The organism is Azospirillum sp. B2RO_4, assembly GCF_051124815.1.
GTDB lineage: Bacteria > Pseudomonadota > Alphaproteobacteria > Azospirillales > Azospirillaceae > Azospirillum.
Window position 1 is genome coordinate 730,152 of record NZ_CP118487.1, and the last position, 11,582, is coordinate 741,733.

The 11,582-nt window shown below is 70.0% G+C and carries 4 protein-coding genes; 1 reads left to right on the forward strand and 3 read right to left on the reverse strand.

Features of this window, described 5'->3' with window-relative positions; translation table 11 throughout:
* Window positions 1-242: 242 nt before the first annotated feature.
* The gene (locus PWS46_RS20855) at window positions 243-5,057 is read left to right on the forward strand and encodes an NAD-glutamate dehydrogenase (protein ID WP_434623026.1); all 4,815 of its coding nucleotides are present in this window, start codon (window positions 243-245) and stop codon (window positions 5,055-5,057) included.
* A 364-nt stretch (window positions 5,058-5,421) separates the two neighbouring features.
* Here PWS46_RS20855 and PWS46_RS20860 read toward each other — a convergent pair whose 3' ends face one another.
* The 3 genes from PWS46_RS20860 to PWS46_RS20870 form a co-directional block, all read right to left on the reverse strand.
* Window positions 5,422-6,549, reverse strand: coding sequence for a glycosyltransferase family 9 protein (locus tag PWS46_RS20860; protein ID WP_434622626.1), 1,128 nt, complete (start codon window positions 6,547-6,549; stop codon window positions 5,422-5,424).
* Window positions 6,546-9,173: a tetratricopeptide repeat protein gene (locus tag PWS46_RS20865; RefSeq protein WP_434622628.1), complete on the reverse strand. Its 2,628-nt coding sequence runs from the start codon at window positions 9,171-9,173 to the stop codon at window positions 6,546-6,548. The genes PWS46_RS20860 and PWS46_RS20865 overlap by 4 nt, the downstream gene beginning before the upstream one ends.
* Before the next feature lie 533 nt (window positions 9,174-9,706).
* On the reverse strand, window positions 9,707-10,510 hold the full coding sequence (locus PWS46_RS20870) for a MarR family transcriptional regulator (protein ID WP_434622630.1): 804 nt from the start codon (window positions 10,508-10,510) through the stop codon (window positions 9,707-9,709).
* Window positions 10,511-11,582: the final 1,072 nt, after the last annotated feature.

Sequence of the window (11,582 nt, forward strand, 5' to 3'; positions counted from 1 at the left end):
GGCGCTGTGCGCCTTTGCCGCGGCATCGCTCTTGCCGGGGATGTGAACGCGCTATGGATAAATTTGGCGGACATGTCACTGGATTGTCCGAATCTTTGGAGAAATACCCCGAAAGGGGTGCAAATCGCCGCTTGGTCAGAAATCCTGCCGTTTATTTGCCGTCGAAAAGTCGTTTGGGGGGTGGTACTACCAATCAAAAGAAAACCCGACCAATGAAAACCCAAGAGGAGACATCCACCATCATGCGGACGGCGACGAAGGATCTGGCGGGCGACTTGCGGCAACAGCTGGCCGAGCTGGTGCGCAGCCGGGTTCCGAACGCGCGGGCGGAGCGCTTCGTGAAGCGCTTCTATGCCAACGTGCCCCCCGACGACCTGCTGCGCGGTACGCCGGAACAGCTTTACGGCGCCGCTCTCGCCATGTGGCAGTGGGGCCAGCAGCGCGTGCCCGGCCTGCCCAAGGTGCGGGTCTACGCCCCGCGGCTGGACGAGCATGGCTGGCAGACCGAACGCTCGGTGGTGGAGATCGTCAATGACGACATGCCCTTCCTGGTCGATTCCGTCACGGCGGAGCTGAACCGGCAGGGCGTCACCGTCCACCTCGTCATCCATCCCGTCACCCGCGTCGTCCGCGACGCCGAGGGCCGCATCGTCGAGCTTCTCGAACCGGGGGAAGAGAAGGACGGCGCCCGCGACGAATCCTTCATGCACTGCTCGATCGACCCGCTGTCGGACCCAGCCGCCCAGGCCCGTCTGCGCGAGGGGATCGAGCGGGTTCTGGCCGACGTCCGCGCCGCGGTGGAGGACTGGACGCCGATGCGCGAGCGGGTGCGCAGCGCCCGCACCGACATCGCCAACGCCCCCGACGCCGAGGAATCGAAGGAGGCCGCCGACTTCCTGACCTGGGTCGACGACGGCAACATGACCCTGCTGGGCAGCCGCCTCTACATCGCCACCGTCGGCGACGAGGGGCAGGAGCCCTGGCTGGAGCTGGTGGACGGCAGCGGGCTGGGCGTGCTGCGCAACCCCGAGATCACCGTGTTCGACGAGCATGGCCACGCCGCCGTGCTGCCGGAGGAAATCCGCGCCTTCCTGCGCCAGCCGCGCGCGCTTCTGGTGACCAAGGGCACCCGGCACGCCACCGTGCACCGCTCGGTTCCGCTGGACGCCATCCTGGTCAAGCGCTTCGACGACCAGGGCAAGGTGGTCGGCGTCACGCTGGCGGTCGGTCTGTTCACCTCCGTCGCCTACAACCGCAGCCCGCGCGAGATCCCGTTCCTGCGCCGCAAGGTCGCCCGCGTCATGACCCGCGCCGGCTTCGACCCGCAGGGCCATGACGGCAAGGCGCTGCTGAACATCCTTGAGACCTATCCGCGCGACGAGCTGTTCCAGACCCCGTCGGACGAGCTGTTCGAAACGGCGGTCGGCATCCTGCACCTGCAGGAACGCCAGCGGCTCGCCCTGTTCGTCCGCCGCGACCCGTTCGAACGCTTCGTCTCCGCCCTGGTCTTCGTGCCGCGCGACCGCTACGACACCGCGCTGCGCCGCAAGATCCAGTCGGTGCTGGAAACCGCCTTCCACGGCACCTGCGCCTCCTACTTCACCCAGCTGTCGGACAGCGCGCTCGCCCGCCTGCACCTGATGGTGAAGACGGAGCCGGGCAAGATCCCCGCCGTCGACATCAGCGAGATCGAATCCCGGCTGGTCCAGGTCTCCCGCAGCTGGGCCGACCGGCTGCGCGACGCGCTGGTCGAGGCGCTGGGCGAGGAAACCGGCAACGCCCGCCTGCGCCGCTACGCCGACGCCTTCCCGGCCGGCTACCGCGAGACCTTCACCGCCGAGACCGCCGTCCACGACATCGACCGCATCGAGCGGGTCCTGGCCGAACAGCGCCTCGGCATCGTGCTGTTCCACCCGCTGGAGGCCGACAACGACGAACTGCACGTCAAGATCTACCACCAGGGCCGGCCGGTGCCGCTGTCCGACGTGCTGCCGATGCTGGAGCACATGGACCTGAAGGTCATCACCGAGCAGCCCTATGAGGTCCGCCCCGCGGGCGGCGCGCCCTCGGTCTGGATCCACGACTTCGCCGCCCGCACCCAGAACGGCCTGCCGGTCGACTGCGTCAAGGTCAAGCAGACCTTCCAGGATGCCTTCGCCGACGTCTGGGACGGCCGGATGGAGGATGACGGCTTCAACCGTCTGGTCCTGCGCGCCGGGCTCACCGGCCGCGAGGTCACGGTGCTGCGCGCCTATGCCAAGTACCTGAAGCAGGCCCGCTTCGCCTACGCCCAGGACACCATCGAGGCGACGCTGTCGGCCCATCCGCAGACCGCCCGCCTGCTGGCCCGCCTCTTCGCCGCCCGCTTCGACCCGAAGAACCTTGCCGACGAAGCGCCGATCCTGGAGCAGATCGAGGATGCGCTGGACGCCGTCACCAACCTGGACGACGACCGCATCCTGCGCCGCTTCGTCAACCTGATCCGCGCCACCCTGCGCACCAACGCCTATCAGACCGCCCCCGACGGCGCGCCGAAGCCGCACCTGTCCTTCAAGCTGGACAGCGGCTCCATCGAGGAGCTGCCGCTGCCGCGTCCGTGGGTGGAGGTCTTCGTCTTCAGCCCGCGCATGGAAGGCGTCCATCTGCGCGGCGGCAAGGTCGCCCGCGGCGGCATCCGCTGGTCCGACCGGCGCGAGGATTTCCGCACCGAGATCCTGGGCCTGATGAAGGCGCAGATGGTGAAGAACACCGTCATCGTCCCGGTCGGCTCCAAGGGCGGTTTCGTCGTCAAGCGGCCCCCGCCCGTCAGCGCCGGCCGCGAGGCCGCGCTCGCCGAAGGCATCGAGTGCTACAAGACGCTGATGCGCGGCCTGCTCGACATCACCGACAACCTCGCCGCCGACGGTTCCGTCGTGCCGCCGAAGGACGTGGTGCGCCATGATGCCGACGATCCCTATCTGGTGGTCGCCGCCGACAAGGGCACGGCCACCTTCTCCGACATCGCCAACGGCGTGTCGATCGACCACGGCTTCTGGCTGGGCGACGCCTTCGCCTCCGGCGGTTCGGCCGGCTACGACCACAAGGTGATGGGCATCACCGCGCGGGGCGCCTGGGAATCGGTGAAGCGCCATTTCCGCGAGATGGGCACCGACATCCAGACCACCGACTTCACCGTGGTCGGCGTCGGCGACATGTCGGGCGACGTGTTCGGCAACGGCATGCTGCTGTCCCGCCACATCCGCCTGCTGGCCGCCTTCGACCACCGCCACATCTTCCTCGACCCCGATCCCGACGCTGCAACCAGCTGGGAGGAGCGCAACCGGCTGTTCGCCCTGCCCCGCTCCTCCTGGGCCGACTACGACCGCTCCAAGCTGTCGAAGGGCGCCATGATCGTCGAGCGCAGCGCCAAGACGGTGGAGCTGACTCCGGAGGTCCGCGCCTGCTTCGGCATCGATCAGGATCACCTGTCGCCGGCCGAGCTGATGCGCCGCCTGCTGACCGCCCCGGTCGATCTTCTGTGGTTCGGCGGCATCGGCACCTACATCAAGGCGTCGGCCGAAACGAATGCCGAGGCCGGCGACAAGGCCAACGACGCGCTGCGCGTCGATGGCGGCCAGATCCGCGCCAAGGTGATCGGCGAGGGCGCCAACCTGGGCGTCACCCAGCGCGGCCGCATCGAAGCCGCCGCGACCGGCGTCAAACTGAACACCGACGCCATCGACAACTCGGCGGGCGTCGACACCTCCGACCATGAGGTGAACATCAAGATCCTGCTGGGCGACGTCATGGCGCGGGGCGACATGACCCTGAAGCAGCGCGACACCCTGCTGGCCGCCATGACCGACGAGGTGGCGGGGCTGGTGCTGGCCGACAACTACCGCCAGACCCAGGCCCTGACCATCGCCGAGGCACAGGGCCCGGCCCTGCTGGAGGCGCAGTCGCGCTTCATCCGCAACCTGGAGCGCAGCGGCCGGCTGAACCGCGCCATCGAGTATCTGCCGACCGACGAGGAGCTGGCCCAGCGCATGGCCGAACGGCGCGGCCTGACCCGGCCGGAGCTGGCGGTGCTGCTGGCCTACGCCAAGATCACGCTCTATGACGAGCTGCTGGCGTCGGAACTGCCGGACGACCCGGCGACGGTCGAGGACCTGCTGCGCTACTTCCCGCAGCCGCTGCGCGAAGGCCAGCGCGAGGCGATCTTCCGTCACCGCCTACGCCGCGAGATCGTGGCATCGGCGGTCACCAACAGCCTGGTCAACCGCGTCGGCGCCACCTTCGTCCGCGACATGGTGGAAAAGACCGGTCTCGGCCCGGCGGACGTCGCCCGCGCCTATGCCATCGCCCGCGACGTGTTCCAGCTGCGCCCGCTGTGGGACGCCATCGACGCGCTAGACAACGTCGTTCCGGCGGCGCTGCAGACGGCGCTGATGCTGGAGACCGTCCATCTGCTCGACCGCACGGTGGCGTGGTTCCTGGCCCACAGCCCGCACCCGCTGGACCTGGGCCGCGAATCCGCCGCCTTCCGTCCGGGGGTGGAGGCTCTGGCCGCCGGTCTGGACCGCTTCCTCGACGAGGAGGAATCCTCCCGCCTCGCCGCCCGCATCGCCGACGCCATCGCCCAGGGCGTGCCGGAGGATCTGGCCGGCCGGATCGCCGCCCTGCCGGTGCTGGCCGCCGCCCCCGATCTGGTGCGCATCGCCGAACGCACCGGCCGCGCGGTGGAAGGCGTCGCCTCGGTCTATTTCGGGCTGGGCCGCCGCTTCGGCCTGGAATGGCTGCGCGACCGCGCCGCCGGCGCCAAGGTCGACAACCACTGGCAGCGTCAGGCGGTCGCCGCCATCGTCGACGACCTGTTCGCCCACCAGAGCGCGCTCACCGTGCGCGTTCTGGAAAGCGACGTCGACGAGTCCGCGGCGGTCGATGCCTGGATCGCCAGCCGCAATCTGGTGGTGGATCGCGTCGAACAGCTTCTGGCCGAACTGCGCGCCCAGCCGGCGGTCGACCTCGCCATGCTGGCTGTCGCAAATCGGCAGCTGCGCGGCCTCATCGCGGGGTAACGGTGTCACAGGGATAGGAGACCCTCGGTTCGGACGGTTCGGCTGCCCTGTCCTGCGCAGCCGGGCCTCCGGAACGTCGGTGCCTCTTCAGGCACGTTCGGGCACCGGCATTCAGTCTCCTCGCCTTGGGCGGATCCACGACCCCGTGGATCCGCCCACTTTCTTTTTCGAAAGCAACTTTTACGATTTGCAGTCGGGCGAAAGACTCAACCTTTATGGCCCTTTCCCAGGAAAGCCTCTGGAATGAAAGGTACTTTGCGTCATCCCCGCGAAGGCGGGGATCCAGGAAGCTCCGCAATGAAACGACTGAAACGGCTGGATTCCCGCCTTCGCGGGAATGACGGCCGATAAAGCGTCAATTGACTCAACCGTTGCCGCCCTTCCCCACCAAACCCAGGACGCGCCGCGCAGCCTCACCCGGTTCGATGGCGGCAATGCAATGCGCCTCGGACGCCAGACAGGACACGGTGCAGGGCGGCACCGCCGCCTCTGGACGCAGCACCAGCGCCCTCCCCTCCTGTCCGCCGGTCCAGGGACGGAAGCGTTCCGGCGCGTGGAAATGGTTGGGATCGCCGCCGATGGGATGGCAGGAGAACACCGCCACCGGCACCGCCATCGCCGCCGCCAGATGGGCCGGGGCGGAATCCATGGTGATCGCCAGCACCGCTTCCGCCATCGCCGCGGCGGCGACGCGCAGCGGCGTGGACCCGGTCAGGTCGATGGTCCGCCCCGGCAGCGCCGCCGCGATCACGCCGGCCGCCGGCCGTTCATCCGCGGTGCCCAGCACGGCGACCCGCGCATCCAGCGTCGCGGCCACGGCCGACACCACCGCAGCCAACCGGTCGGCCGGATACATCCGGCGCGGGCTGGCCGCCCCCGGCGCCACCGCAATCAGCGGGCGCCCATCGGGAGCGCCAAGAAGCCGCCTCGCCTGTTCGCGATCCTCCGCCGTCAGCGTCAGCTCCAGCGGGCCCAGATCCGGCCGCGCGCCCAGCGCTTCCAGCAGCGCGGCGTTCTGCTCCACCTCGTGCCGCCCCGGCGGCGGGTCCAGCGCCAGCCCATAGGCGCGGTCGAAGCCCTGGTTGCCCTCCGCCTTCCACGGCGTCACCCGCTCGGAAAAACCGGCGACCAGCCGCGCCCGGCTGTTGGCGGCGAGCGTCGTCGCGCCATGCCGGTCGAAGTCATAGCGCGGCACCAGCGCCAGATCGAAGCCGGCGCGGTAGCACTCGGCGAACAGTTTCAATCCGCCGGGACTGATGCCGCGGAAGTCGATGCCGCCGCCCTCCTTCGGCCGAGGGGCGATCACCCCATCGACCCAGGGGCAGGTCAGGGCCAGATCCGCCACCGCCTCGCGCACCGCAAGCAGGATGCGCGCCTGGGGTGCTGCCGCGCGCAGGCCGCGCAGAAAGGGGGTGGCCATCACGAAGTCGCCGGCCTCGTCCAGCTTGACGACCAGGATGCTGCGGACGCTGCCAAGATCGCAGACGCTCATGCCCGCCCCTCCCCTTCCACCACATCGAACGCCACCGGCGGCAATCCGGCACACCAGCGGCGCCATGCGGTGCGATAGCCGGCCTCCACCGCGCGGGTATAGCCGGGCTCGTCCATCAGCGCCGACCGCCGCATCCGCTCGCGCAAGTCATGGCGCTGGGCATCGAGGAAGCCACGGTCGGTCGCCAGCCGCACGCCCTGCGCCAGATAGCCGTCATCGTCCCGCGTCACCAGTTCCCCCAGCCCGACGGCGTCGAGCATGGTCGCGCCCCAGCGGCCGATCTTGGTCGGCCCGCTCTGGTTCAGCACCGGCACGCCCATCCACAGCGCGTCGCAGATCGTCGTTCCGCCATTGGCGAAGACGGGGTCCAGCGCCACGTCGATGGTGAGGTAATCCTGGTAGGGATCCGGGGTGATACCGCGCAGCTCCAGCCGCTCCGCCCCGATGCTGTGCCGGGCGAAGGCCGCCAGCAGGCGCCGGTCGGCGCCGCCGCCGCTGCCCAAGCCCCGCCATTTCAGCACCAGCCGTGCCGTCGGCACCAAAGCCAGCAGCCGCGCCCACAGGGCGATGGTGGCGGCGTTCACCTTGGTGATGTTGTTGAAGGACCCGAAGGTGACATGACCGTTGCGCTCCAGCGGCGGCCGGTCCGGCGGCGCGAAGCCGGACTCCGCCGGGCGGTAGCACAGCACGCATCCCGGCAGCCGGATCAGCGTCTCCGCATGCAGCGCGTCCGCCCCCGGCGGCGCCACGCGGGGATCGGCGATCTGGTAATCGACGGCGCTCAGCCCCGTCGTGTTGGGATAGAGCGGCAGGCTGACCTGCAGCGGCGCCGGGCGGCGCGCCACCAGCGGCATGCGGTTGCGCGACATGTGGCCGCCGGCATCGACCAGGATGTCGATGCCGTCCTGCCGGATCCGGCGGTCGAGGTCCTCGTCCGACAGGGCCGCCACGTCGCGCCAGCGGTCGGCCGCCGCCTGGAAACGCTCCGTCGTCGCGTCGCGGCTGCGGTCGTTGTGGTAGCAGGTGACCTCCACCGCCCGACGGTCGTGCCCCTCGATCAGCGGCAGCAGGAAATGGTAGCCCGGCCCCGGATAGCGCTGGAAGTCGGGCGACAGGTAGCCGACGCGCAAGGTCCGCTCCGGGTCGCGGCTCTCCACCACGTGCGGCACCGCCGGGATCGCCGGCAGATGCCGCTCGAAGGCCCGATGTTCGCGGAAGACCCCCACCGGATCGGCCCGATCGTCGAAGCACAGGCAGAACAGCATGTTGGAGCGGATCGCCGCATCCTCCGGCGCCCGGTCCAGCGCGGCGCGGAAGGCCGCCACCGCCTCGCCATGCAGCCCCAGCGCCATCCACGCGACGCCGAGGTTGGAGTTGGCGAGCGCCAATTGTCCCGGATCGCCCAGCCGCCTCGCCCGCTCCAGCGGCGGGATCGCCTCCTCCGCCGCGTTGGCATCCAGCAGGAGTGTGCCGATGTTGACCCAGGCCGCCGCGTCGCCGGGCATCAACGCCAGCGCCCGCCGGTGCCACGACAGCGCCGCCTCCGGCTGCAGGGCCAGCTGGAAGGCGGATCCGGCATTGGCCGCCAGCGCCGCGTCGTCCGGGGCCACCCGCACCGCGCGCAGGCTCCACCGCGTCGCCCCTTGCATTCCCAGCGTCGCCCGCACCAGCCCAAGCCCCGACAGCGCCAGCCCCGAGGCCGGCGCCAACGCCAGCGCATGGCGGTAAGCCCGCTCCGCCTCCGCGGTCCGCCGGCCATAGAGCCGCCCGGCCAGCGCCAGCACCGGCTCCTCGGCCAACGGCTCCATCCTCACCAGCCGCGCCAGCCAAACCGGATCGCTTGCCGAGCCCCCCAGGCTCCGCACCGCCGCCGGCCGCCCCGGATCCAGCGCCAGCAGCCGGCGCGCCGCCGCAATGGCTCCCGCCCCATCGCCGGACTGCTGCCGGATCTGCAGGCATTGCTCCAGCGGTTCCACCATCTGCGGCGCCAGCCCGGTCAGCGCGCGGAAGGCCGCTTCCGCCAGATCCGGCCGGCCGGCGTCGCGCAGCGCCGCTCCCCGGTTGAAGGCGGCCAGCACCCGATGCGGCTCCAGCCTCGCCGCCCGCCCATACCAGTTGGCGGCCGGCAGGAAGCGCCCGCAATCGTACAGCGCGTCGCCCAGATCCGCGGCGCTGCCGGCGTCGGCCGGTTCCAGCGCCATCGCCCGCAGCAGCGCCTGCGCCGCCGGCTCCTGCCGGCCCTGCCGCGTTCGCACCGCCGCTTCCATCCGCGCCGGCGTCGGGTCGAGCGGCGCCAGACGGGCCGCATTGCGGAAGGCCGTCGCCGCCTCCTCCAACCGCTCCGCCGCCTCCAGCAGCCGGCCGAGATTGACATGGAAGACCGGCTGGTTCGGATCTGCCTTCACCGCCTGCCGGATCCGCTCGATCCCCTCCGCCGGCGCGCCGGTCTGCGCCTTGATCAGGCCAGACAGGTGCAAGGCGTCCGCCTGCTTCGGCAGCCGCTTCAGCACCTGCTCGTAGAGCGTCGCCGCCTCGGCCAGCTGCCCGTTCTGGTGATGGGTGACTGCACGGGTCAGCAGCGCCTGTGCGTCGGCGGTGCCCGTCGGGCGATGGTTCGGTTTCATCCGCTGTCGGCACTCTCTGGTGGTCCGGCGGATAATGCGGGTCGCCCGGCGGCGGAACAAGCGCCAGTTGGCGATGTTGCTCGGCCAGGGCCGCTTCGCGGGCGCGGGTGCGGCGGCGCTGCTCTTCAGTGCGGGCGCGCAACTGCTGTTCCTGGCGCAGCCGGCCGGCCAATCGCCGCAGATCGTCGGCGGCGCGGCTTTCCGCCGCCGGCGGCAGGGCGCCCAGCGCCTCGCGGAAGTCGCCCAGCGTCGGAAAGCGGCTCCAGCCGCTGCGGAACCCCGCCCACACCGCCTCGAAGGCCGCCATCCAGCGGTCGGCCGGCCACGCCGCCATCGCCCGCACGTCGGCCTCCAGGAGGTCGGCGTCCGGCAGTTCCAGCGCGAAGCGCTCGGCCAGCTTCTCCAGCCCGATCAGCACATTCTCGATGCCGATTGGCGGGGTCAGTGCGCCGATGGCCTGCTCCACCCGGTCGGCGAGCGCGCCGATCTCGGCCGGCGACAGATCCTGCGTCTCGAACCGCAGATCCGCCGCCTCAAGCCTGGCCAGCGAGGCGAAGGCGCAGGGCTGCGAGGGTTTCGCGGTTGCGGCCGGCGGCATCGGCGACAGGTCCGGCACGCAAGGAAGTTGAGCGGCGGTCATGGCGGGGCTCCCGGCGGGACTGAGGGGCGGAGGGCTGGACGGGTGCGGCGATTGGCCGTTCGGCGATCGGTTCGGCCGGCGCCACCAGCTCGCGGGCGATCCAGCGGCGCCAGGCCGCTCCCGGATCCGGCGGGCGGTAGCCGTTGCGGCGGTGCGCCTTGCGGCACCAGGAGACGAACTTGGCGGTCACCCGGCCGGCATCGACCTCCGGCCGCTCCAGTGCCGCCCAGGCCAGATCGGCGGCATCCGGCCGCCAATCCGCCGGCAAAGCCTCATCCCGCCGATCCATCCCCCCGCCAGAGGGAGAGGAGGAGGATTCAGGATTCTGGGATTCCAAGGAAATGCCGGCCGGCGAACCGCTGCTGTCAGCCGGCTGACAGGACATGCCGGCGGTAAAGCCCTCCATCCCCGCCAGCTGATAGGCGAAACCGCGCAGTCCCCGCCGCGGCTTGGCGCAGACCAGCGCAGCCGCAGAGTCCGAAGGAGCGTCCTGCGACGCCTTCTCCTGCAGGCCCTTCAGCACGGCGTTGAACCAGGCGCGGCTTTGTCCCAGCTCCTCGGCCAGCTCTCCTTGCGTGGCGGTGCAGACACCGTCGCGGTCGGCATGGGCGTAGAGCGCGGACAACACCGCGATGTCGGCGGCCTGGATGCCGGGCACGGCAATCCAGCGCCTGTACATGTCGATGTATGGCTTCATTGCATCACCCGTCTGTCGGTCGATCCGTGGACGGGCGGAGACAAGGGGACGGCGTCAACGGACTCGCTCTGAATCCGCTTGGCTTTGCGGGCCTGCCCTGCCATCATGGAGTCGCCAAACCGCCAGATGTGGGGTGCCCGGGTTTCCCTCGGTCTCCTCCGTCCGACACGAAGGGCCCGGAGCAATCCGGGCCTTTTGTGTTTGCGGAGGTCGGTTGTCCGTTACCTCATGCTGCTCGTTCCTTCAGAAAGCACGGATGCAAGCACCCGTGGCGCCGGCCAGCATCTGGCAAGGGCGCATGTCGATGGCGTAAGGGCGGTTTTCGCCCGTTTTTTGAAATGTGTACGTGCCGTCGCGCATCTGTCCACGGTCTTGGAAAAATCGCCCACCGGCGGCATTTCGCGGACATCCGGCGGGATTCTCGTGGAGGAATCAACCACTTGGGCTGGAGTCGCCATCGCCGCCCGCCGGCAAGTGTCGCTGTTGTGCCGAAAGATTCGGGTCCAAACGTCGCCGTTGTGCCGAAAGATTCTTGGACATCGGCAGCGTGCGACGGCCGGATCGCGCCGTCGAACGTCGCCGTTCTGCCGAATGATGGAGCGGATCCCTCCCCTCCCCCACCCTCCCCGGGATGGAATCGGCGGAGAATCGGGCGGGAATCGGGCCTCCGGCGGATCGTCCGAACGTCGCCGTTCTGCCAGTCAAAGGCCGTCCAAGGGGGCATTCAGCCGTCACAGCAGGGGAGATGGTCCGCAATAACCAAATGAAAACAGTTACTTGCCTCCCAATCCCCTACCCCCGCCCCCCTCCGGCACGGCAGAACGCAGACGTTGGCCCCGTCTCACGGCCGTGGCGAGCCGGCTTGCCGACCTGCGATCGCCACCCACCGTCCTTGGCCGGCAAAACTGGCAGAACGGCGACATTCGCCGGCCCAATCCGCCCCGGTCACGGGAATCTTTCGGCAGAACGGCGACGTTTGCGCCGGCGGTGTGGAACAGGGCGGCAGGCTTGTGGATTATGGGTTCAGCCACTTCGACCCCATCAAGCCGCACGGGACCAGCGGAGAGATCGC

What these genes read in the sequence shown, in the direction of transcription:
- PWS46_RS20865 (WP_434622628.1), bottom strand. Translation starts at nt 9,173, where the DNA reads ATGAAACCGAACCATCGCCCGACGGGCACCGCCGACGCACAGGCGCTG.
- PWS46_RS20860 (WP_434622626.1), bottom strand. Translation starts at nt 6,549, where the DNA reads ATGAGCGTCTGCGATCTTGGCAGCGTCCGCAGCATCCTGGTCGTCAAG.
- PWS46_RS20870 (WP_434622630.1), bottom strand. Translation starts at nt 10,510, where the DNA reads ATGAAGCCATACATCGACATGTACAGGCGCTGGATTGCCGTGCCCGGC.
- PWS46_RS20855 (WP_434623026.1), top strand. Translation starts at nt 243, where the DNA reads ATGCGGACGGCGACGAAGGATCTGGCGGGCGACTTGCGGCAACAGCTG.